The organism is Faecalibacterium prausnitzii, from assembly GCF_019967995.1.
Classification (GTDB): domain Bacteria; phylum Bacillota; class Clostridia; order Oscillospirales; family Ruminococcaceae; genus Faecalibacterium; species Faecalibacterium prausnitzii_E.
In genome coordinates, this window is the sequence record NZ_CP065377.1 from 548556 (window position 1) to 569605 (window position 21050).

Genomic DNA, 21050 nt, shown 5'->3' on the forward strand with positions numbered 1-21050 from the left:
CTCCTAAACAAATATCGGTTTGCATTTTTCAATCATATAAACACGAAGTTTTTCCGAATAATTCCGCTGATGAACAGTATCAGCTATCGTGTAGGTTACGAAGATGATTCCAACTCCGACAGACACAATGATTCCACTTGGGCCGCCAAAAATACCTTGTGCAGTAATGGATACCACTAGTAGTGAAAGCGAGAACAACGCCTGCTTGCCAACTTGGATAGCCGCTGTTTTCAACGATTCACCCTTGCAAACCAGCTTTACAATCTGTACGGTTGAAAAGACACCTATTGTTATAGCTCCAACAGCACCCATATTACACATTTTAGCTATATTTTCCGTAATTTCAAGTCCTACATTGGAGAAAACTCCCGTCAATGCTTGAGATGCTAGTTGTCCTACGGTTCTTCCTATCCCGTATCCAATGGTGGATTGAATACCCGATGAAAGTCCAGACTTACCGCCATTGATTAAAGCATACTTAATGGAATCAGGGGTAACACCCGTTTGCGCCAACGAAACTGCAAAGCCAATAGTAAAACCAACACCAATACCTATTGCGGCAGCTATTCCAATGCCCTTTATTTCATTTCTAAAGACTCTCTTGCTATTTGTTTTCTTAAGCATTTTGTCTTTGTCAATTTTAGGTGCATCGCTTGAATTGTGAAAGTCACCGTTATGCCCTTTTTCAAGATGTTCTTTTCTCGATTTATAAAATTTTATATTGTCGGGGTCTCCCTGATCTTCGGGATGATCTGCTACATTCTTTTGGTGATGGCCTTCAGCACCTCTAACTTTTCCGGTTTCTTTTATTTCCTGACATTGAGCATCATCCCAATCAGATGAACCTCGACCACCCATTTCGACATCGGCTTTTTCATAATCCCACGCAAGCTTAACTGCATCATTTCTTGCACCTGTATATTCTGAATCTTTTGCTAATCCTTCTGCTACTTTATTTGCGATTCTTTCTCTTTCGGCATGGAAAGCATCTAAAAAAGCATTCAGTTGATTATTGAACTGTGTTGTAACCGTAGCAGTGGTGTATGCAGTAGATGAGATAGCTGTTGCTGTTATTCCGCCTGTATAAGAAGAATCCACGCTGAACTTTGGTCTGAATTCTGTGGTTTGATAGAATGTCAAGCTTTTATTGTTCCTTAGTGCTGTCAGCATAAGTTTCACCTCAGCTTTCGTTCACACTCAATCGAATACCTTGTTAGCTCTAGTTTTCCGTTATCATCTAGCTTGCTAAAGATATAGGAATAGACATGATTATAGAAAATCAGGGTTTCATTAAATAACCGTCCTGCATCATATGCAAACAGCGTCGTGGAAACAAGGCCAAAAAGCTGGCTCTTATCTTTATACCGCGATTCATTATTCTTGAAACTTGTAAAAGCAGAGTTGTATGCATTAACAGCCTTTTTGTTGTAATCGATATTATCTTTGTACTCCAACTGGCGCATCTTGGCACTGATGGTATCAGTGCAGCTCTTGTTCAACTGGTCATAATGTGTTTTCTGCTCTGACGTTAAATTATCATGGTCAATTTCAGCATCCACAGCACTAATTTCCTGCAAGAGCTTGTCAAACTCTGCATGGGTCTTGGCATTTTCCAACTTCTGCTTTATGGTATAGAGCTTTTTGATTTGCGTGGTGTTGGTGGCCTCGATTGCTCTTTTCTGTTTTTCGTATTCTTCCTGTTCGAGCTGTGCAATGTCCGTAACTACTGCACCAAGTCGATTATGGTACACATGAATGTCGTTGATGATGTCATCCGTAAGATCTGCATTTTCTTCATAAAAAGAGAGAACAAGATTTGCTTGGTCTGCAAAACTCTTACGTTCATCGGTACGAGGCAATTTTTCAGCCAGCATCAGCAGGAAATCCAAATAGGCATTTACGCACTCCGAGTCTCCCGGAGCTTTATTCACCATGTTGCGTCCAATCAGCAATGCTTCCTGAATTTTACCAGCATCCTTGTATTCATTGAACATCGGATTCATAGCAATTTCCTTTCATTCCAAATCCCAGTTGTAGAGGTCACGAAACCATTTCCTTACAATGGGATATGCTCGAAAAAATTCTGAATACCTTTCGCCGCGGTAAGCGAAGTTTCAATTTGCTCAATATCGTAACTATCGACAGTTGTCTGCAACCGTTCCACATAAGCAGTCCACGCCTGATCGAGCTGCTCGGCTGCTTGGTCAAATGCAGTTTCCGTCTGCGCCCAATATTCATTGATGGCTTTTCTGTACTGGTCAGTAACACCTTTTTCTTCATAAGCATTCACCAGCTTTTTAGCGACACTCTTTTCCCAGCCGCCGCCAAAAAGTTTCATAATGCCCAGTCCGGCACTAATCAGCGCACCTGCCACAATACCAATCGGGCCAAGGAAATTGGCAAACAACGCAATCTGACCACCTATGCCAAAGAGGAAAGCCCAGCTTCCAAAAGCAAATGCTGCATCAGCAGCTAGAAAAGCTCCCAGTCCTCCGATAATTCCGATTTTAGCAAGTGAAGATGCAAACGCATAACCAGCATCAAAGTCTGCATTAAGATTTGCTTCTTGAAACGAAGCCTGAACACCCTCCTGATAATCGCTCACATATTCTTTGACTTTCACAGACAGCTGTTCCGATCTCTCTTTCAGCAAATCGGAACATTTACTTTGCATTTCATCCTGCAACTGGATTGCAAATTGCTGAATGTCCTCTTTTTTATTTTTGATACCCTTGGATTTGATTCTTCGTGTAATCTCATCAACGGTCAGCACCGATGTGCAATACTTTGTGCATTCATTCAGAGATTCCCCATTGAGAGAATTATGAAAAGCCGCCTGTGCTTTCCATCATTTTACGAAAGGAGAGAAAAATTATGATTGATAAGCAACAGGATTTTCTTACACTAACAGGTGCGGCTCGCCGTGCACGGAGCGAAGGTTATGATATAACATACCACGGTCTCCGCAATCTCGTAGCCGCCGGTTACATAAGTCACGTACCGAACGGATCACGTATCTACGTGTTTTACCCCAATGTGATCCGCTTTCTCCAGAAGGGGCTCACGGCTGAGCAGAGCCTGGACTACCAGCTCTCCCGCGCCCGTAACTGATCTAACCGTTCGCCCTCAGTATCCTCCGATGCTGAGGGCATTTTTTGAAGCAGGAGGTTCAAATCTATGTTCTGTGAAAATTGCGGTCATCAAATCTCAGATACCGCTAAATTCTGCTCTGCCTGCGGTCATCCCGTTGACACAGCGCCATCCCCCGGTGCAGTAGCTCCACCTGCCGTTCCAGCCAAACGAGAATCGCCCCGGCTGAAAGCCTCGTCTGGCAATGGCAGCATCACACGAATGTCCGGAACACGCCGGAAGCCATGGCTGCTCCGAATGCCAATCCCTGATCCTCACACCGGAATTACAGTCATGAAGGCTGTTGGCACCTACGTCACCCGTGAAGAAGCAGAAGCTGTCCGCGCAGAGATGATGAAGCGTCCGGCCACACCCTATCAGGACTCTACCCTGCAGGACTGCTTCCGGATGTTCAAAGAGTCCCGTGAATATAAGGGCCGGTCCGATAAGGCTCGCGAGCTCTATGACATTGCGTGGAAATATCTCCGTCCGCTGTGGCACTTCAAAATTGCCGCCCTCTATGCGCAGGACTTTCAAAACATCTTAGACAAGATGGCCGATAACGGCCTGTCTCAAAGCATGTTGGAAAAAGAGCGTACTCTTATCAGTAAGCTGTATCGCACAGCCATTGGCTGGCGTGTCGTGGATGCCAACCTTGCATCTGTCCTGAAAGTCGAAGGACGCAAATCTCCGGAACGCGAGATTTTCACGGACGAACAGGTGACGCTGATCCTGAGCCAGAAGAACACGCCCACCGGGCAGATGGTAATTGCTCTTCTGGCCTGCGGAGTGCGTATCTATGAGCTGCTGCACTTCAAACACGAAGATTTTCACCGCACGGAATCCGGTGCTTATCTGATCGGCGGCTGCAAGACCGAGGCCGGACGCAACCGCATCATTCCCATTCTCGACTTTGGCATTCCGGTTTTTGAACATGCGTATGCCACCTCTGTGGAAAACGGTCCGCTCTTTCCCAATGGAAAAGGCGGTTTCTGGAATGAAAAGAACTGGCGTAACCGCAAATTCTATCCTTTCCTGGAGGAAATCGGCATCCAGCCGAATCCTTACGACGAAAATGGTAAGCGCAAACCGGAGTTTGCCGGGAAGCTTGCTACCTATACCCCCTACACCACCCGGCATACCTACGCCAGCCTTTGTGACCGCGCAGGCGTCAACAAGGATATCCTGAAACGCGCTGTCGGGCACACGCCCAAATCCAAAACGCTGGATGAAGTCTATCTCCATCCGAAAGCGACCCAGATGATCGAAGCATTTGATAAGGCCAATCAGCTGGTCAATGATGAAGTTCTGACCACAACGAAGGCATAACAACTTCAAAGAGAAAAGCTGCCGATCCGTGAGAATCTTTCTCTCATGGATGGCAGCTTTCTTTTTTGTTTGCACAATCTGTGTCAGGTCTCATCGCTTCATTCTTATTTAAAATTCAGCGGTGGAACTTTCTCCATCAGATCCTCCACGTTGCAATTCAGCGCACGCGCAAGGCGAAGCAGCGTTTCTGCTTGTGCTTTGTTGATGTCCTTCTGTCGCTGTTCGTACTGCTGGATGGTACGCACAGGCACATCAGCCTGTCCTGCCAGTTCCGATTGGCTCAATCCGGCCAATGTGCGCATAGCTTTCAGGTTTGTTTCCGGCTTTGCCGCACGGTACAACTCGTTCATCTTGTCTGCAAACTGCCGTACATCCATCTCGTGGTAGGGCGTATACAGCAGCCGCACTTTCGTGATAGACACTGCCTGTTCAATCTCCGCAAAACGCAGACCGGTCAGCCACTGGTAATAGGCAAGAGCCCAGCCTGTCCAGTATTCCGGGCTGCGGTCGTAGGCATACGAGGGTTTCTGCATGGCCACGACTTCGCCCGCCTGCTCCAGTACAGCGCGGGCAAGTTCTACACCGGACAAGCCCACCAACACAGAACAATCCCCCTGCTCGAACCGGGCAGACAGTTCACTGGTCACAAACCACTGCCATGCCGTCTCCAACGGATAATGCAGATCGTTGACAAGATAATCCAACATCCGGGCAAGATTTTTCTGTGCAGCAGAAAGATAGCTTTTATCGTAAGCGTGGATCATTGGGCTTCATCTCCTCGTCGAGAATCGTGGTAATATAAAGGTCTCCCCTCTGACGGCGGTTGCGCTCCACGTCAAAATATTGGCGGCGGGCTGTCTGGTCACGGAAGGCCTTTTTCTTATACCATTCTTTAGAGTCTGCGGTCTCATAGCCGAGAAATTCCAGCTGTTCAAAGGCCGCTTTACTTTTCAGCACGAACTGCTGCCCCAGCTTGCCCAAGCGCATGGCATCGCACAACTGGCGGTAAGAGATTGCACCGTTGATAAAATCAGATGCAAAGGAAAAGTAGCTGTCATCTGCCCTGTAGCCAATGATGATATCAGCAGACTTATAGTCGAGGTGAAAAGTGTTCATCAGGTATTCTTTGGCTTCTGCGGCCAGCGGGGCAGAAGTATCGAATTCGCGGTTCTCCAAAAGAATCGTCAGCCAATGCAGCATCGTGTAACCGGGAGCGTTCAAATCCAGAATGGTCAAACCGTCGCATTCGATTTTATACCGGTTAGCGTAGCCATTGTGGTCGATGCCAACGCCCCACTCTTTGGCCATGTTGGGGTTCTGAGTGCAGTAAAAGCCGATGCCATAGTCATTGTAGGGCTTGCCATAGCCGAACTTTGGCTTTTCAATAATATGATCCGAACCGTGATAAATTGTTTTTTCCACAGAACCACCTCCTCGCTCTAATTATACTCCCGCAGGAGTATGCATGCAAGAGCTTTATATGAGAATTACGCTATGCACAACACACGATGTTTTCTGTTTTTATATTATCGATTGGTTTCCCGCAAAAAATTTTCCATCTGGATGACATTGCTGCGGAAAGTTTCATCAAAAACGTCCAGAGCTTTTTCTCTTTGCTGCACAGTAGCCGCTGTTTCCAGCAGCAAAAACGGAAGCTTGCAGAAATCATCGACGGCAAGGCCATATCCCTTAGTTGCATCCGCACAGGCCCGGGCGCAAAAAGTGTACAGATTTTCCCACCAAGCAGGGCTGTTTTCTTTTCTGGATTCCAGAAAAAAATGGATTAAAGCGTACTCAGCCCGGTTTGCACACCGTTCCACAAAAAGCCGTAAAACGTCCGGATCGTGAGGCCCAGGCTCCCGACAATACTGCCACACGATATGCTGCGGGATTTCCTGGCAATTTTGCAGCGTATAAAGCAGCAACCGCTTGGCAGCGGTGTTCTTAGGCTCCTGGTTTAGGTCGTCGAAACACTGATCCAAAATTCCATAGGCCTGCTCTGGCATATACTGCCGTTGGAAAAGGTAGGCATGGACATCGAGATTTCCCTTGATGCACAGCTCAGCCAGAATATGGGCAGCATTACGAACAAGATCCTGCTCCGTTTCGCTCTGCTCAAACGCCCAGATCAGACAGGCACGGCACTCTTCCGGATGGACTGGGTAAAGCTGCATGATAAACCATCCAGATGTATAGTGTAAAATGCAACGCGGATCTTGCTGCAAAACTTCCCAATAGCCTTCGCAGGCAAAAGGCTTGTCTACTCTACTGACTGCTGCAAGTGCATCTATCACGGCATAGCGAACCGAAGGATGCGGATCCTGAAGACCATGCTCGAGGACGGTCTTCCAATCCTCTACTTTTTCCGGGTACTTCCATAAAGTTTCTGCGATCGTTCGGAACGCATACCCCCGGATGCTGTTCAGCACGTTGTCCTGGAGACACTGACAGGATTTGTTCTGTGGGTCGTTACTCGATGTTATATTGTACATGTTTTCCTGCGGGTTTTTATGCGCAACAGCCAGAAAGCGCAGACGCTGATAGCTTTCAGCAGACCAAGGGGCGTCCGGGTGGTTGATCAGTAAACCGCAAAATCCTGAAGCCAGCTCATACTCCATCTCCGCTGTCATGCAACGTGTGAATTTTTCTGCAATAGCTTCAACAGTTTCAAACCCGACCGCATCAAATACTTCTTTTTTGGCGAATACATTCAGAATTGCCGCCGAATAATGCGCATCAATCTGCTCGGGTAGTTTTTCTGCAATACCAGCCAGCCGCAAAGGCTCTGTGACGAAAAAGTTTTCCAGTGTCCGGGCAAACTCTCTGGGAGAGGATTGCAGTCCCGGCCGATGGAAGTACTGCTGAATGGTACCACGAGGTGATAGATGCGGCATGTCAGAAGTGAGCAATCGGATCCATGCCGCATCGCTCAGCTTTTCTGCATGATCTGCAATGGACGAACGAACGATATAGCTTTCTATGAGTCCTCCTTTTTTATACCATACATCTCCAAAACCCTGTTCTTTCCGACGCTGCAGCACAGTTTGCAGCGCTTTGCTTTTGCTTCTGGCTGGATCCATCGCGGGCAAAAGCGCTTCCTGCAGGCTACCCCAGTAGGGCCAATACGCTTTCAAGCTGAACCGATCTCGTGCATTTTCCAGCATATCGGGAGAGTGATAGGAAACAACGCGCTGCTCCATTTGGTCAAATTGGGCATCGGACCAGAAGGGAGAAAACTTTTTCAACACCTCTGCCGCATAGGTCATCATCCGCTCTTCCGGGCTCGTTGTGTCTAGAAAGTGTTCCGGGAACTGCTCCATCAGCCATTGATAGGCTAGCGTGGCGTCTCGTTCCGGTAAAAGCAGGAGCGTTTTTAAGATCCATTCATGTTCCAGCCAAGATACTGTATGCAGGTGATTCACTACAAAGTTTTCTACATACGGCAGATCCTGCTGTACCAGCTGCTGCAACGAATCCTGTATCAGCTTTACGTAGCAGCGCACACCATCGTAATGTCTATTATATGCTCGCCATTGCATCCAAACCTCCTCCCCTTTGGATGCCTCAATTACCAACGGACACAGAGCTTCCAGTACACTCTTGGGGCGTTTCTGGGAAAGTTCCATGAATTTTGGTGCGATATATTCCTGATGTGACAATGTTTGTCCAAAAACAAGAGCCAGATATTCCACCGCCTTATCAGGGCATGTTTCCACCCATGATTCGTACTCACTGGTATTCAGCCCCAGGGTTGGCTGTGTTTTCAGAATCTGCAGACATAGTTCAACCGTTTGGCGTTCCAGATTTTTGTGCATCCAGAACAGCCTTAAGATATTCTGGTCGTTTTCTGGTGTTTTTCCAATACAGGGCAGCACGGCCTCTCTTACAAAAGTCTGGTCGCTCGTCACAAGCGGGCTCAGCAGCCACAACGCCGTGGGGTCGGCCCAAGATGCGGCAAACCCGGCCGTTACATACTGCCGAATAAATGCACTGTGCCCCCAGAAAACACGGTGCAGGATTGTTTCTCTCCAGACATCTTCATTCCAGTGCGCCTGAATGAACGCCATGATTTTTTCTCCGGGAGCCTCTATCTGCCCGAGCGCTTCCCAAACGGTACACTTGTAATAATAACGGATGTTTTTGCTGCTCAGAAAACTTTCGGCTCTGTCTAAAAACAATGTTGTGCCAGCGCGCAGCAACACTTGCCAGAGCATCTGCAGCCGCACCCGATATTCCGGCCCCTGGGCATTGTAAGAAGGCAGAAGTTCTTCCACCTTTTTCCTGTGCAGAATATCTTGCAGCCAGCACTCTACATTCAGGTAATCGGCCATGCTTTGATGAACAAATGCCAAACAGCCTTCATTTCTGTATAATACGTTTTCTGAAATCAGGAATTCCTGCACCTGCTGGTTGCCCGGGAGTGCCATTTCCGGGACACAAGGAGTTTCCTGCATCAAGCTCAGTAAAACGTTTAGAAATGACTCGATGGCATCTGCGTGGATGTTTTTTTGTTCTCCATGCTGAATGATCTGCGTTTTCCATTCTTTCATCAGGTCAACCGGAGTAGCAAACGCATTATCTTTTCGTGCATCCTCCAGGAACTGCCAGATGTATAAGTAACAGGGGATCTGCAAAATGCGTTTCATGGCTGGCAACATACAGGCATAACGTTCTTTGCCTACAAAAGTTTCCACCCGTTCTTCGTCCCATGCGTGCAATTCGATTGGCTCCCAGAGACCAGACTGTTCAGGGGTTGCCGATGTGCAAAGCCTGCGCAGCGCCAAATCGTTTTCGTAGTCAAACTTGCGGCTGACCAAAATGACCCGGACAGTCCGGTCTCCTCCGCAGCTTAAAGCCTGCACCTGCTGTAGCATCTCTCCGCAGACGCCCAGTGCTTCTTCGCATGAACGGGTCGCCCAGCGAAGGGAGTCCAACTGGTCTAAGATGAGAACTCCCATTTGACCACTGGCCAACTGGCTCTCTAGGCAAAGCACTGGCGAAGCCCTGAATCCCAAAGCTTCGCCGTAGTATTCCGGTGTGCCTTGGGGAACCTTTTGGTCAACTGAAAGCGCCAAGTACGGAATATGCTCATTATCCAGCTCATCCAACAATGCTTGCACACAACCACTTTTGCCGATGCCTGCATCGCCAAGGAGCAAAACATTTTTGCCTGCCAGAATGGTCTGCAACACCGTGTGCGCTTCCTGTATGGGGAAAGGATGATCGCCGATGGGGCGGAAGTGGGACTTGAACCGATGATTCAGACGCTCGATCTGCAGTGGGATATTGATATCGGAGGCCAGAAGCCGGCGCTGGTATCCCCGCTGTTCCAGATATTGCTGCAATGTCCCCGCCGTGAGCGTTTTGCCATAATTATCGTTCTCCGTCAGGTTCAAAAGGACATCATAGACATCATCCGGGTTCCCGGTGAACATACTGCCGAGCACGTATTTCCACTGATCTCCCTCTACCGAATCATCACTGAGCGTACATATTTCAAACTGCCGCAGATAGAATGCAGACTGTTCCTGATCCGCTGCTGTCTCTCCCAGTCCAAGATTTTTTCGCCACTGATCGAATAGATTTTTTCGGCCATACGTCGTCAGCTGATCCGTTACAAAGCGCTGACAGGAGTCCGAATTTCTGGCCGCCAGACACAAATCATTCAGCGCCACAAAGGGAAGTGCAGTCACAAACACAAAGCGATTCTGCTCCGTCTTTATATGATCCTTGATATGCTGAAACACCTTATGCCGTGCTAACGCAGACATCGTCCAGTGCTCATTGCTGCCGTTGCGTGCCTTACACTGGTGAAAATCCTTCCTTCCGCCTTGGTATTCTACGATAATATCCGTGCCGCTTTCATCGTCACCTGTGGGCTCACTCTGTACACTCAGCAAGCCGCCCTGCAAAACCTTTGCCATGAGAGACACGAAATATCTTCGTTCGTATCGATTGCCAAACTTATCAGCGCGTCCGCCTAATTCAAATGCCATCGTCCGCTCCTTATTTTTAGAGGTCAATGTTTCTGCTTATTTTTAAGGATATTTTGCAAATAGCTTTCTGTCAAGAGCTTTTGTTTCAAATTATGATAGCTTTACGTCTGCTGACTATTGTTTTTCTGTTTTCTTTTCGTGCAAAGATATCCTGAAACGTGCTGTCGGGCACACGCCCAAATCCAAAACGCTGGATGAAGTCTATCTCCATCCGAAAAGCCCACCAGATGATCGAAGTCTTTGACAAGGCCAATCAGCTGGTCAATAATGAGGTTCTGACCACAACGAAGGTATAACAGCTTCAAAGAGAAAAGCTGCCGATCCATGAGAATTTTTCTCTCATGGATGGCAGCTTTCTTTTTTGTTTGCATAATTCACTTTCTGGTACTCAACTACATTCTTGCTTACCTTTGCGCCCGATTCAAAACAGAAATCACCGTTTACAGGCACCATTTGCAGGTAACCTAGAAAACAGAATAATAGCACTCCGGTGCCGACAAATCTGTTTTCAACACTATATTCGACGATTGATCCGTTGCAATCACAGGTCACCCGCGGTATCATTGGTTCGTAGGATTTAATGCAATGGAAGGTCGGCGTTCAAATGATTGTTTTAAGCCTTAACCTGTGCCGTGGTGATTTACATAACACTATGCGGAAGTTCTTTAATTGTGAAACTTATTGGAGAAGATTCCTCTGTTGAGTTATTATGACAAAACTATGTACAATATGGATGTGATCGGTTTTCCGTTTGCCTGATTCACGATCGGTCAAATGGAAACAAAGATGTAAGACGTTCAGTCAACGAAGGTCAAAAATTCAAGAAAGAGGAGACAAAACATGAGCAAATTCACTGACAACGCCAGTGAGAAGCTGCTTGTGGTGGCTGGAAAAATCAGCAACCAAAAGCACATGGCATCCATCAAGAATGCATTCTATACCTTAATGCCTGTCATTCTGACCGGCGCGTTCTGCACACTGATCTCCAATGTTGTGTGCTCTACCACTACCACTGGTATCAGCTTGGCTAAGCTGCCCGGTATGTCCTGGCTTGGGATGTTCACTGATCTGTTCACCGCCGCCAACTACGCGACACTGAACTTCTTTACGGTGGCTGCTGTATTTCTGATCGGTATGGAACTTGCCAAGCAGAACGGCTTAGGCGATAGTCCGGACTCCGGCGTTGTGGCTGTATGTTCCTTTATTTCGGTCCTGCCTACTTACGTTGTGACCACTGTAAATGACGTTCAGGTCACCGTTCCCAATGTGCTGGGCAAGGATTACACCGCAGCACGCGGCCTGTTCCTTGGTATGGTCATTGCACTGGTCTCGGTGGAAATCTACAGCAAGTTTGTAAAATCTCACGTATTCGACTTTAAGATGCCGGACACCGTGCCCGCCAACGTGACCAAGAGCTTCAGTTCTCTGTGCCCGTTTGCATTCACCGTTCTTATTTGCGCAGCTGTCAACTTTGCGCTGGTCAAGCTGTGCAATAAGAGCCTTTACGAGCTGATTTATACCTTCCTGCAGAAGCCGCTGGAAAGCGTCATGCAGGGTCTGCCCGGTCTGCTGATCCTCATGCTGGTGGCACAGCTGTTCTGGTGCATCGGTATCCACGGCAACCAGATCATCAAGGCTGTCCGTGACCCGCTGCTGAACGCAGCCATTCTGGCAAACACCGACCTGATTGCACAGGGCGTTACCGACATGAGCAAGTACAACATCATCAACATGAGCTTCTGGGACACCTATATGTCTCTGGGTGGCTCCGGTTGTACTCTGGGTCTGATCATTGCGATCTTCCTGTTCTCCAAGCGTGCAGATTATCGTGCCATCGCCAAACTGAGCGTCGGCCCCGGCATCTTTGAGATCAACGAGTGCATGACCTTTGGTCTGCCCATCGTGCTGAATCCCTATCTGGTTCTGCCCTTCATCATCACCCCGCTGATCAACGGCACCATTGGCTACTTTGCTACCAAGATCGGCTTTGCAGGTGTAGCACTGTATGCTATGCCTTGGACTACGCCCCCGATCATCAGTGCATGGCTGTCCACCGGCGGTAGCATCGGCGCAGTGATTACACAGCTGATCTGCATTGTGGTTTCCGTGGTGATCTACACCCCGTTTGTTATTCTGGCAAACAAGGAACCCGTTGCAGAGGAAGCCTGATTCGCACACGATTCCTTTTCAACTTGACTGAACTGCTTAACTTCTATCTGAAAGCGCTGCCCGCGTCGGGACCGTCCATGTGGCTCGGCCCGGGCTGCAGGGCAGCACTTTTATTTTTTGAACGGGACGAAAGGAAAAATTATGCTCAGACACGTTACTTTGCCGCAGGGGTTCTTTCTGGGTGCGGCCTCCAGCGCATGGCAAACGGAAGGCTGGAACGGCAAAAAGGATACGCAGGATTCTTACATGGATCTGTGGTACAAAAACCATAAAAGTGCATGGCACAACGGCTACGGCCCGGCTGTAGCAACCAACTTCCACGACCGTTATCAGGAAGATGTGGATCTGATGAAGCAGATTGGTCTGCAATGCTACCGCACCTCCTTGAACTGGGCACGGTTCCTGACCGACTACGAAAAGGTGGTTGTGGACGAGGAATATGCTGCTTACTTTGAAAAGATGCTCGATGCCTGCCGCGCGGCAGGCGTGGAGCCTATGATTTGTCTGGAGCACTACGAGCTGCCCGGCGAGCTGTTCATCAAATATGGCGGCTGGGGTTCCAAACACGTCGTTGATCTGTTCGTCCGCTATGCCGAGGCTGCTTTCCAGCGGTTTGGCCGTAAGGTAAGATACTGGTTTGCCTTCAACGAGCCGGTGGTGGTGCAAACCCGCGTTTATCTGGACTCTGAGCGCTGGCCTTTTGAGCAGAACAGCCAGAAGTGGATGGGCTGGAACTATAATAAAGCGCTGGCTACCAACCGCGTGATGAAGCTGTTCAAGGAAGGCGGTTATCGTCAGCCCGGCGGCAAATTTGGCACCATCATCAATGTGGAGATGGCCTACCCCCGCTCCAATTCTGCCTACGACCGCGAAGCTGCGGAAATGTACGATCTGTTCTACAACAAGGTTTTTTTGGATCCCGCCATCAAGGGTGAGTTCCAGCCGGGGTTCTTTGATCTGCTGGAAAGCCACGGTATCCATGTGGACGCAACCCCCGAGGAGCTGAAGGATATCAAGGAAAACACTATGGACTGGGTGGGCTTGAACCTGTATCACCCTAACCGTGTCAAGGGGCGCACCACTGCAGTGAACCCCAAAGCCCCCTTCCACCCCAACTTCTACTATGAAGAGTGGGATATGCCGGGACGCCGTATGAATCCCTTCCGCGGCTGGGAGATTGGTCCCGAGATCATGTATGATATGGGCATTCGGATGCGCGATGAATACGGCAATATGCCTTGGTTCATCTCCGAAAGCGGCATGGGCGTAGAAAACGAGCAACGTTATCGGAGCGAGAGCGGCATCATTCAGGATGATTATCGTATCGATTTCATCAAGGAACATTTGGACTGTGCGATCCGCGCCGCTAAAGAGGGCTGTAACTGCCAGGGTTATATGCTGTGGGCATTTACCGATAACGTAAGCCCCCGCAACGCATTCAAGAACCGCTATGGGTTGGTGGAGATCGATCTGGAGCACAACCGGGATCGTCACCTGAAAAAGAGCGCGTTCTTCTACAAACAGACTATTGAGCAGCAGTCTTTTGATCTGGAGGACGACAGCGCCGAATACCGGTAAACAGTGGCGCCGCAATGCTTTCTACACTGCGGAAGGCAGGAAAGGATGGACGTAAACATGGCAGCACAGAAAAAGAAAAAGCAAAAGACCACCTATTATCAGGTGACCCCGCAGGCTACCACAGAACAGCAGCTGCGCATCCAGAAAATGCGCGACGAGCTGAACGCGCCGGATCCCAACGATCCTCACGTTTTTACCCGGTACAAAAAAATCACCTATCCCTTTGTGGTGCTGTTTCCGCCCTATGCACTATACCGTATCTGGTGCAAAAAATCAGAATTCAGCCAGCGGGAAAAATACGTGCAAACGGCGGTCTGTGTACTCATCCTGTTCTACTTTATTGCGTTCCGTCTGAACTGGCTCTGAAAAAACATTTTTCAAACTTTACTCAATAAGCAAGGAGAATCTAATTATGGTTATCGTAAATGCTCCGCTGCGTGCGGATCTCTTCCGTGAAAAAGCAGAGAGTCTGGGTCTTGTGTACGTTTCCAAAGTGGGGATGAAGCTCAGCTTCAATGCTCCCAACGGCGATGACAAGGAGAAGGCTGCTGAGCTGAAGAAGCTGTGCAAGGCAGACCCGCAGTTGAACACAGTTTATTTCCAGTGTACTACCGCCTGATAAAGGCACCGAATGGAGGGAAGTGTGCGAATGTTAGGAGCGAAGGAGCGGGCACTGTTGCTGGCCCTTTCTGAGACAGAATATTGCACTTCCGGCACATTGGCAAAAGCGCTGGGAGTGAGCTCCAAGACAGCGCAGGGCATGGTAAAGGATTTGCGCGAAAAGCTGCAGGAAAATGGTGCGGACATTCTGGCTCGCACCCGCCATGGCTATCTTCTGCAGGTGAATGACCGTGCTCTGTTTGAGACCCTGAGCAGCGGAGAAAATGCTGCCGCACACTTTATTCCTTCCGGCAGCGAGGAACGGGTACGTTACCTGCTGGTGCTGTTGCTCGGTCAAGTAGACTATGTAAAGCTGGATGATGTAAGCGAGGAGTTATACGTCAGCAAGTATACCATTTCCGGTGACCTGCATCAGGTAGAGGAAGAACTGGCCAAGTATCATCTGTCGATCCTGCGGCGTCCGAATTATGGCATTCGCGTTACTGGCAGAGAGATCGATATCCGCAACTGCACGGCACACGTGTTGGCCAATTACAACAATATGATGCCGGACGGCGGTGCAGGCTATCGCAATATGGCACAGCGCATATCGCAGTGTCTGATGAGTGCTATGCACAAACACGCACTGCATTTTTCCGAGATCAACTTCCGCAATCTGGTCAACACCATTTTTGCAACCATTCACCGCGCATTACAGCACGCATTTATTCCACTGCTGGAAGAGGACAGCGCACCGGACATCAACGAGAATGTGTATGCTGCCGCCCACTATCTGGCTGAGTTGCTGGAAGCACAGTTCGATATTCGTCTTCCGGAGCCGGAGGTGCTGTTTCTGGCCTTGAATATTGCCGGCAAATGCAACTACAGCAGCGCAGACCGCGAAGATGAAAACGTGGTCATCGCTCCGGAGATCATGGCGCTGGTGGACGATATGCTGGAATCCATCTACGAAAGCTTCAAGCTGGATTACAGCACAAACTTTCTGCTGCGCATGAATCTGGGACAGCATCTGGTCGCAATGGATATTCGTCTGCGCTATGGAATGCCCATTGAAAACCCACTGCTATGCGAGGTGCAAAAGCATTATTCCCTGGCGTATGCACTGGCCGAACAGGCAGCGATCCCATTGCATCGGCACTATGGACGGAACGTCTCGGAGGACGAAATCGGGTTTCTGGCCTATATTTTCCAACTCACACTGGAGCAGGAACGGAAGGGCTTTGAAAAAAAGAACGTTCTGGTAGTGTGCTCTTCCGGTGGGGCAAGCTCCCGCCTGATTGCCTATCGGTTCGAGGAAGAGTTTTCCAAGTATCTGGACAACATCGAAGTATGCGACGTTTTTCATCTGGAACAATATGATTTTTCCAAGATCGATTACATCTTTTCCACAGTGCCCATCCACCAGAAGGTGAATGTTCCCATTATCCGGGTAGAGGATTTTCTCAACCAGTCCAGTATGCGGGTCGTACAGAGCATTCTGGAAGGCAGCTCAGCAGATTTTCTGTCCGCATATTATCGGCCGGAGCTGTTTTTCCCCCATGTGGAAGGCCGTACTAAGGAAGAAGCCATCTTTAATCTATGTACGCAGATCGACCGGGTAATGCCGCTGCCGCAGGGTTTCTATTCGGCGGTACTTAAGCGCGAAGAACTTGCCCGCACGGATTTCTGCCCGCTTGTGGCATTCCCGCACGCGTACAAGGTATTAAGTGAAAATACCTTTGTGGCTGTAGGCATTCTGGACGAACCCATTCGCTGGGTAGAAAACGATGTACAGGTGCTGCTGCTTATCTCTATCGCAGATGGGGAGCACCCTGAGCTTCAGAAGTTCTATCTGTCCATTACCTCCTTCATGCAGGATACCGCCCGTGTGAAAAGCCTGATCCAATGCCGGGATTACCCTTGGTTCATGCGGCTTCTGTGTGGGGAAAACGGTGGAAGCAGAGAGAATAAAACTCAAAAACAAAACAGCAAGACTCAAAAGGAGTATGAATCGTTATGAGCGAAGATATGGAAGCACTATACGAGGCATCCTTTACCCTGATTGGCATTGCAGGCGATTCCAAGGCGGAAAGTATGCAGGCCATTGATTGCTGCAAGCAGGGAGATTTTGAAGGTGCCCGCAAGCATCTGGCTGCCGCCGATGAGACCATGGTAAAAGCCCACGATGCCCAGACCGAAATGCTGCAGCAGGAGGCCGAAGGCAATCCTGTGCCCGTAAACATCATTCTGGTGCACGCACAGGACCATTTGACCATGGCACAGGTGATGCGCGATATGGCCGAGCAGTTTATGGATCTGTACCAGACGGTGCAGACCCTGAAAGAAAGCAAGTAAAATCATGATTCAGAAAGGGAGTAAGTAGTATGAAGATTCTGTTAGCTTGTTCCGCAGGCATGTCCACCAGTCTGCTGGTCAATAATATGAAAAAGTTTGCCGATGCGTCCGATGTCATCGAGGCACGCCCTGTGCGTACCGTGCCGGATATTTTGGATGACTGGGATGTGCTGCTGCTGGGTCCGCAGGTGCGATATCTGGAAAAGGAATATAAGCCTCTGTGTGAGCAGAAGGGTAAGGGCTTTGGTGTGATCCCTATGCAGACCTATGGTCGCATGGATGGCAAGGGCTGCATGGAACTGGCACGCACGGCCGCTGCCAACAAGTGATTTTTGTATAAGAGGAACCGGAACAATGAAAGAGTTTGAGTATACTGTGCAGGATCAGCTGGGCATCCATGCCAGACCAGCTGGTCAGATTGCAAAGCTTGCCAAGGCACATCCGGATTGCGAGATCAGTTTTGCTAAGATTGGCGGCTCCAAAACAGCAAACGCTGCCCGTGTGATGGCACTGATGAGCCTTGGTGCAAAGCCCGGGGATGTACTGCACATCACGGTAGAAGGTGCCAATGAAGAGTCTGTGACCACGGCAATGCAGGAACTGCTGAACAGCGAAAAATTGTAATTATCTTACGCTGCGGGATGCAGCAGAACAGATTCCTCCTTGAAAAGCAGCCCGGAACGAAGGATCCGGGCTGCTTTTTTGCATTTTTTGCAAAAAATATAACGTTAATTCGTAAGTTGATATGAGCGATTTTCTCATGTCGTCTTCATCTTAAACCATTGGAGCATCATAAAAATACAACCTGCTATAACAAAACAGAAAGGATGCCAGACTATGGCTATACTGAAATTACAGCCCGCCTGTCGCGAAACGATCTGGGGCGGACAGCGTCTGCGAAAAGATTATCATATGCAGTACGAAGGTGCTAACATTGCGGAGGCGTGGATGTTATCCTGTCATCCGTCTGCTCCCAGCATGATTGAAAACGGAACCTATTCCGGCAAAACGCTGCAGCAGTATCTGGATGCGGAAGGTCCGCAGGTACTGGGCAGCTTTGGAATGCTTTTTCATCCTTTCCCGATTCTGATTAAACTGATTGATGCAGCACAGCCGCTGTCCATTCAGGTACATCCCTCCAACTTCTATGCTATAAACCGCGAACATCAGTATGGTAAAACAGAGATGTGGTATGTTGTGGATGCCGAGCCGGGAGCATTTTTATACTATGGATTCCGGCAGCAAATCACCCGGGAGGAATTTGCCAGGCGAATCGAAGATAATACGCTGCCTGAGGTGCTGAATGCAGTACCTGTATGCAAAGGAGATTGCTTCTATATCCCATCCGGCACAGTCCATGCTATCGGAAAAGGGATCCTGATTGCCGAAGTCCAGCAGAATTCGGATGTGACCTACCGCGTTTACGATTATGATCGCAGGGATGCCACCGGCAAACCGCGTCAGCTGCACACAGAACAAGCGGAGGATGTTGCAAAGCGGACACCGCCGCGTGACGATTATAATTTTGGTGGGCATCTGATCCGGTGCGAGTACTTTACGGTAGACCGCATGACCGGTAGTTTTACTGATGTATGTGATGACGAGTCGTTCACCTCACTGGTGATACTGGACGGAAATGGTACTCTGATCGGAGAAAACGAGAAGATGCCGCTGCAAAAAGGGGATAGCTTTTTTCTGCCCGCAAACAGTGGTTCCTATCGCGTGGAGGGAAACACCGTGATTCTAAAGACCCGCGTTGGTACTATCTGAAGGAAATTGGTATAAATAGGTTTTGTTGGACTACTTATAATGGCATCAGATATTTTTTGATGTTTTTTCAGAATAGTGAAAGGCCACTCAAACTAACGCCGTTAAGTCAGTGATGGTCACCACAAGTCGATGCATTGAACACTTTCTCTGGCTCAAACTTTACCAAAATCAGGGTCTTTATACCACCAGACAAACCAATCGGCGGAATTTTTCCCAAGACCGGGCTATCAATGACACCACTGTCGATAACGGTAGACTTATCCACATCCTGAATCATTTCCTTGACCATCGGGTCAGCGATCCAGTCTTCCTCGTAATCGTATTTGAAATAAGAAGCCGTTACGTTGCATTGGCCTACATGACAGGCATCTTGCCTATTAAAAAGTACGGCTCCCACTCTGCGCTAAATATGTTTACTGAGTATTCCATGACCGATCCCGATGAACTGGCACGGTGTGACAGCTTCAGATATACAAAAAATCGCCAATGCATGAGAGAAAATCTCTCACGTTTGGCGATTTCCTTTTTACCTTAAAAGCACTCTTGCTCTGCGCTGAACCTCTTTCTCAATCATTTTCAGACGCTTCGGCGGCAGGTTATACCGTGTTGCCCGACGGTCAAAATGGAAATCCAGCAGCTTATGGAGCATTGCACGGTGACGAGGTTTCATTGCACTCTTTGCAGCTGCAAAAAAATCATCGTATGCAAGCGGAAGCAGTGTGCGGGCATATTCATCAAATGCTTTCTGGTTGTCCCAAAGATCCGTTCCACCCAGACTGAACAACGAGTTTCCGTGGTCAAACAGCGGTGCGGGTGCCGCAATCGTGTTGGTCTTATTATCTACCAACACACCAAAATTTCCACAGTGGCGGTCTGTATTGCAGATGATTGCATCAAAGACCAGCATATCTTCCAGTGCATCCACAAAGTTCTGCCCTAACGTCTGATAATACGCTAAAATCGCTTTTATTCCGCCTTTGGACACAAGCTGTCCGATGGGAATATAAGAATATTCTTTGCTGGTGAACAGTTCACACTTGGAACAAAGCGTCCTTTTCAGATCTTTTGTCAGGGTGTAGCGAATCGCATTCACGCCCATCACCTGTGCAACTTGATAAGCATACAGTTCCGAGTACGGTTCAAATCCAAAATTGCTGAACCCTGACGTGCCACCTTTATAAAGATAGATTTTTCCGTTTTGTCTGCGCCAGCATTTTGGCAGCATCCCGTTGGTCGAGAACTCCGGGCAGGACGCAAGCGAAGTTCGTATGCTGCTGCCATATCCTGTAAAGGCGATTACTGCCAGCACCTGACTGAATCGGTTATCGTAAAGATTTACTTTTTCAAAGGTGTCACCGGAGCCCTCTGCATCTACCCAAAAGCAATCATTGAGTGAAAGACCTTTATTGGCTGCAATAATTCCAAGCGGTCGATTCAAAGAAAGCCCCACCTTAGAGAGCAGAGCGTCTACATACGCTCGGTTCTTCGGAATTGCGCGATGCCGCAGCCAGCGTTCTACACCATCTTCTGATACAGTCAGATTCAAAGGTAGAAAAGAACGGTTTTCTTCGTAGACCTTTATAAAATGGAGGCCAGTATCTGCACTGTCCATGTTTGCTTCAAAGGTAAGCAGCGGCAAATCAAAATGCCGGATGGTGTAGCGCACAGCGATTTCTCCTTTCATCCATGATCTTTTCCTTTATTGTACGGCATCAGAATCCGAATGAAAAGCACCACCGTCATTCTGCACAAAATTCAAGGATAAAATTTTATACCAAAAAAATCTGCAAAAATCGGGTTTACGGAGCCATTTTGCCGTTACTCTCCGAATTTTGCTACAGATCTGCTACAAACTTGCTACAAACGACTGAAAAGGGGGCCTCCTACACGTTTCATTATCAATATGCAAAAGTGAATCCGTTTCACTTTTGCATATCAAAAAGCACGTAGATACAAGAAAAAGCCGCTTACCCTTTCAGGTAAACGGCTTTACGTTTGGTGGACGGTACAGGACTCGAACCTGTGACCTCCTGCACGTCAAGCAGATGCTCTACCAGCTGAGCTAACCGTCCAGATGTCGTATCGACTTGGTTATGATACCACATCTTTGGCCGGATTGCAAGC

The 21050-nt window shown here is 48.5% G+C and carries 19 protein-coding genes, 1 tRNA gene and 1 pseudogene; 11 read left to right on the forward strand and 10 right to left on the reverse strand.

What is annotated here, in order from left to right; all coding sequences use genetic code 11:
* Positions 1 to 3 precede the first annotated feature (3 nt).
* Genes I5P96_RS02675 through I5P96_RS02685 form a run of 3 tightly spaced genes read right to left on the reverse strand, consistent with a single transcriptional unit; the run spans position 4 to position 2773 of the window.
* Positions 4 to 1170, reverse strand: a complete 1167-nt coding sequence (locus I5P96_RS02675; protein ID WP_223382980.1) for a hypothetical protein — start codon at positions 1168 to 1170, stop codon at positions 4 to 6.
* Positions 1171 to 1175: 5 nt separating this feature from the next.
* Positions 1176 to 2003: a hypothetical protein gene (locus tag I5P96_RS02680; protein ID WP_113621503.1), complete on the reverse strand. Its 828-nt coding sequence runs from the start codon at positions 2001 to 2003 to the stop codon at positions 1176 to 1178.
* Positions 2004 to 2056: 53 nt separating this feature from the next.
* Positions 2057 to 2773 (reverse strand): hypothetical protein, encoded by a 717-nt coding sequence (locus I5P96_RS02685; protein ID WP_223382981.1) that lies wholly within the window; start codon positions 2771 to 2773, stop codon positions 2057 to 2059.
* Between the two features lie 101 nt (positions 2774 to 2874).
* Between I5P96_RS02685 and I5P96_RS02690 the strand changes: the two genes are divergently transcribed.
* Together I5P96_RS02690 and I5P96_RS02695 are read left to right on the forward strand one after the other, a co-directional pair.
* Positions 2875 to 3111: a hypothetical protein gene (locus I5P96_RS02690; RefSeq protein WP_156072098.1), complete on the forward strand. Its 237-nt coding sequence runs from the start codon at positions 2875 to 2877 to the stop codon at positions 3109 to 3111.
* A gap of 66 nt (positions 3112 to 3177) precedes the next feature.
* On the forward strand, positions 3178 to 4458 hold the full coding sequence (locus tag I5P96_RS02695) for a zinc-ribbon domain-containing protein (protein WP_223382982.1): 1281 nt from the start codon (positions 3178 to 3180) through the stop codon (positions 4456 to 4458).
* Between the two features lie 104 nt (positions 4459 to 4562).
* On the opposite strand, the gene I5P96_RS02700 is transcribed toward I5P96_RS02695, so the two are convergent.
* The 4 genes from I5P96_RS02700 to I5P96_RS02715 all read right to left on the reverse strand — a co-directional run bounded on the left by I5P96_RS02700 (position 4563) and on the right by I5P96_RS02715 (position 10825).
* Positions 4563 to 5222 (reverse strand): helix-turn-helix domain-containing protein, encoded by a 660-nt coding sequence (locus I5P96_RS02700; protein ID WP_223382983.1) that lies wholly within the window; start codon positions 5220 to 5222, stop codon positions 4563 to 4565.
* On the reverse strand, positions 5203 to 5880 hold the full coding sequence (locus I5P96_RS02705) for a DUF3990 domain-containing protein (protein ID WP_223382984.1): 678 nt from the start codon (positions 5878 to 5880) through the stop codon (positions 5203 to 5205). The genes I5P96_RS02700 and I5P96_RS02705 overlap by 20 nt, the downstream gene beginning before the upstream one ends.
* Before the next feature lie 104 nt (positions 5881 to 5984).
* Positions 5985 to 10454 (reverse strand): hypothetical protein, encoded by a 4470-nt coding sequence (locus I5P96_RS02710; RefSeq protein WP_223382985.1) that lies wholly within the window; start codon positions 10452 to 10454, stop codon positions 5985 to 5987.
* A 101-nt stretch (positions 10455 to 10555) separates the two neighbouring features.
* On the reverse strand, positions 10556 to 10825 hold the full coding sequence (locus I5P96_RS02715; RefSeq protein WP_223382986.1) for a hypothetical protein: 270 nt from the start codon (positions 10823 to 10825) through the stop codon (positions 10556 to 10558).
* 469 nt (positions 10826 to 11294) lie between these two features.
* Here I5P96_RS02715 and I5P96_RS02720 point away from each other — a divergent pair, with 469 nt between their 5' ends.
* The 9 genes from I5P96_RS02720 to I5P96_RS02760 all read left to right on the forward strand — a co-directional run bounded on the left by I5P96_RS02720 (position 11295) and on the right by I5P96_RS02760 (position 18926).
* A complete protein-coding gene (locus I5P96_RS02720; RefSeq protein ID WP_223382987.1) occupies positions 11295 to 12623 on the forward strand; it encodes a PTS sugar transporter subunit IIC in 1329 nt (442 codons plus the stop codon).
* 141 nt (positions 12624 to 12764) lie between these two features.
* A complete protein-coding gene (locus I5P96_RS02725) occupies positions 12765 to 14201 on the forward strand; it encodes a glycoside hydrolase family 1 protein (protein ID WP_223382988.1) in 1437 nt (478 codons plus the stop codon).
* Between the two features lie 57 nt (positions 14202 to 14258).
* A complete protein-coding gene (locus I5P96_RS02730; RefSeq protein WP_223382989.1) occupies positions 14259 to 14567 on the forward strand; it encodes a hypothetical protein in 309 nt (102 codons plus the stop codon).
* A 46-nt stretch (positions 14568 to 14613) separates the two neighbouring features.
* Complete coding sequence (locus tag I5P96_RS02735; protein ID WP_154244623.1) at positions 14614 to 14820, forward strand: hypothetical protein; 207 nt, start codon at positions 14614 to 14616, stop codon at positions 14818 to 14820.
* A gap of 30 nt (positions 14821 to 14850) precedes the next feature.
* Entirely contained in the window at positions 14851 to 16821 is a 1971-nt protein-coding gene (locus I5P96_RS02740; protein ID WP_223382990.1) for a BglG family transcription antiterminator, read from the forward strand.
* The gene (locus I5P96_RS02745; RefSeq protein ID WP_204987146.1) at positions 16818 to 17156 is read left to right on the forward strand and encodes a PTS lactose/cellobiose transporter subunit IIA; all 339 of its coding nucleotides are present in this window, start codon (positions 16818 to 16820) and stop codon (positions 17154 to 17156) included. The genes I5P96_RS02740 and I5P96_RS02745 overlap by 4 nt, the downstream gene beginning before the upstream one ends.
* 29 nt (positions 17157 to 17185) lie before the next feature.
* Positions 17186 to 17485 carry a PTS sugar transporter subunit IIB gene (locus I5P96_RS02750; protein WP_223382991.1) on the forward strand — a complete coding sequence of 100 codons (300 nt, stop codon included), beginning with the start codon at positions 17186 to 17188 and terminating at the stop codon, positions 17483 to 17485.
* A gap of 25 nt (positions 17486 to 17510) precedes the next feature.
* Positions 17511 to 17780, forward strand: coding sequence for an HPr family phosphocarrier protein (locus I5P96_RS02755; RefSeq protein WP_223382992.1), 270 nt, complete (start codon positions 17511 to 17513; stop codon positions 17778 to 17780).
* Positions 17781 to 17993: 213 nt separating this feature from the next.
* On the forward strand, positions 17994 to 18926 hold the full coding sequence (locus I5P96_RS02760; protein WP_223382993.1) for a type I phosphomannose isomerase catalytic subunit: 933 nt from the start codon (positions 17994 to 17996) through the stop codon (positions 18924 to 18926).
* A 106-nt stretch (positions 18927 to 19032) separates the two neighbouring features.
* On the opposite strand, the pseudogene I5P96_RS02765 reads toward I5P96_RS02760, so the two are convergent.
* From I5P96_RS02765 to I5P96_RS02780, 3 genes and pseudogenes are all read right to left on the reverse strand, one after another.
* Positions 19033 to 19254: pseudogene (locus tag I5P96_RS02765) on the reverse strand (DUF4869 domain-containing protein); the annotation flags it as partial.
* A 198-nt stretch (positions 19255 to 19452) separates the two neighbouring features.
* A complete protein-coding gene (locus I5P96_RS02775) occupies positions 19453 to 20610 on the reverse strand; it encodes an XRE family transcriptional regulator (protein WP_223382994.1) in 1158 nt (385 codons plus the stop codon).
* Positions 20611 to 20922: 312 nt separating this feature from the next.
* Positions 20923 to 20998, reverse strand: a tRNA-Val gene (locus tag I5P96_RS02780).
* Positions 20999 to 21050 lie beyond the last annotated feature (52 nt).

Excerpts from the sequence above, each read along its gene's own strand:
- I5P96_RS02760 (WP_223382993.1), top strand. The coding sequence starts at position 17,994 with ATGGCTATACTGAAATTACAGCCCGCCTGTCGCGAAACGATCTGGGGC.
- I5P96_RS02675 (WP_223382980.1), bottom strand. The coding sequence starts at position 1,170 with ATGCTGACAGCACTAAGGAACAATAAAAGCTTGACATTCTATCAAACC.
- I5P96_RS02775 (WP_223382994.1), bottom strand. The coding sequence starts at position 20,610 with ATGAAAGGAGAAATCGCTGTGCGCTACACCATCCGGCATTTTGATTTG.
- I5P96_RS02700 (WP_223382983.1), bottom strand. The coding sequence starts at position 5,222 with ATGATCCACGCTTACGATAAAAGCTATCTTTCTGCTGCACAGAAAAAT.
- I5P96_RS02745 (WP_204987146.1), top strand. The coding sequence starts at position 16,818 with ATGAGCGAAGATATGGAAGCACTATACGAGGCATCCTTTACCCTGATT.
- I5P96_RS02680 (WP_113621503.1), bottom strand. The coding sequence starts at position 2,003 with ATGAATCCGATGTTCAATGAATACAAGGATGCTGGTAAAATTCAGGAA.
- I5P96_RS02740 (WP_223382990.1), top strand. The coding sequence starts at position 14,851 with ATGTTAGGAGCGAAGGAGCGGGCACTGTTGCTGGCCCTTTCTGAGACA.
- I5P96_RS02735 (WP_154244623.1), top strand. The coding sequence starts at position 14,614 with ATGGTTATCGTAAATGCTCCGCTGCGTGCGGATCTCTTCCGTGAAAAA.
- I5P96_RS02750 (WP_223382991.1), top strand. The coding sequence starts at position 17,186 with ATGAAGATTCTGTTAGCTTGTTCCGCAGGCATGTCCACCAGTCTGCTG.
- I5P96_RS02720 (WP_223382987.1), top strand. The coding sequence starts at position 11,295 with ATGAGCAAATTCACTGACAACGCCAGTGAGAAGCTGCTTGTGGTGGCT.
- I5P96_RS02690 (WP_156072098.1), top strand. The coding sequence starts at position 2,875 with ATGATTGATAAGCAACAGGATTTTCTTACACTAACAGGTGCGGCTCGC.
- I5P96_RS02755 (WP_223382992.1), top strand. The coding sequence starts at position 17,511 with ATGAAAGAGTTTGAGTATACTGTGCAGGATCAGCTGGGCATCCATGCC.
- I5P96_RS02725 (WP_223382988.1), top strand. The coding sequence starts at position 12,765 with ATGCTCAGACACGTTACTTTGCCGCAGGGGTTCTTTCTGGGTGCGGCC.
- I5P96_RS02715 (WP_223382986.1), bottom strand. The coding sequence starts at position 10,825 with ATGCAAACAAAAAAGAAAGCTGCCATCCATGAGAGAAAAATTCTCATG.
- I5P96_RS02730 (WP_223382989.1), top strand. The coding sequence starts at position 14,259 with ATGGCAGCACAGAAAAAGAAAAAGCAAAAGACCACCTATTATCAGGTG.
- I5P96_RS02710 (WP_223382985.1), bottom strand. The coding sequence starts at position 10,454 with ATGGCATTTGAATTAGGCGGACGCGCTGATAAGTTTGGCAATCGATAC.
- I5P96_RS02695 (WP_223382982.1), top strand. The coding sequence starts at position 3,178 with ATGTTCTGTGAAAATTGCGGTCATCAAATCTCAGATACCGCTAAATTC.